Origin of the sequence: Colwellia sp. BRX10-4 (assembly GCF_014077465.1) — a bacterium.
GTDB lineage: Bacteria > Pseudomonadota > Gammaproteobacteria > Enterobacterales > Alteromonadaceae > Colwellia_A.
In genome coordinates, this window is record NZ_JACGVZ010000088.1 from 1 (window position 1) to 911 (window position 911).

The 911-nt window shown below is 40.6% G+C and carries 1 protein-coding gene; it reads right to left on the reverse strand.

What is annotated here, in order from left to right:
- The coding region (locus tag H4J67_RS21350; protein ID WP_182204895.1) for an IS110 family transposase at positions 1–911 on the reverse strand (911 nt) is incomplete at both ends.

Sequence of the window (911 nt, forward strand, 5' to 3'; positions counted from 1 at the left end):
ATTTCTTTTGAAATATTGGCGTTGTGTTTATACGAATGTGCACCTTCGACCAGTAGTCGTCTTGCACGGCTGTTACCGCATTTGGTAATAGCACCTAAATGGCGTTTATCGCCACTTGAATGTTCGCTTGGTACAAGACCAAGGTAGCTCATTAATTTTCTGGGATGGTCGAACCGTGATAAGTCACCTAGTTCGGCAATCACTCCTGTGGCTACTAATAACCTCACACCACGGAGCGCCTGTATCGCTTTAACTACAGGATAAAATCGCCAGTTTTTCACTTGATGTGTTAATTCATTATCCAGTCTTTTTAAGCGTTTTAGTCGCTCAGTAATGGTTGAAACCGATTCTTGTAAAACAATTTGCTGACAAGGATGAGGTAGCACTAATTCAGCAAGCCAACGTAAATACTGTAATGACCAGTTATCTTTTATTTTGCTGTTAATGTTGTTACGTAACAATAGTGCTTTAAGTTGATATTTAGCATCTTTTAAGTCTTTCATGCCTGTTTCACGCGCGCGAGATAAGTCACGTACGGCTTCATCTTCGGGCTCAGGAACATAGATAGGCGTTAAATCTTCAGACTTGAGCAGCTTTGCAAGTTTGAGCGCATCACGTTTATCGGTTTTGATTTTCTCTCCTGGTTTTTTAGGGATAAGAGAAGGTGCGATGACATAGCAGCAATGATTAAGGCTGGTGAGAAAGCGGTAAATCCAATAGCCACAAGGTCCTGCTTCGTAAACAAAATGAAGTGTGGCATCTGGGTATTTTGATTGTAATTGTCGCGCGAGTTTTTTAAAGGCGGCTTTATTACTGAGTATTTTACCTAGATGAGTTGATTTAGCGCCACGTTGGTCTTCAATATAAGCGACTTCAGTAAATGTTTTATGGGTATCTAAGCCAATGAAAAG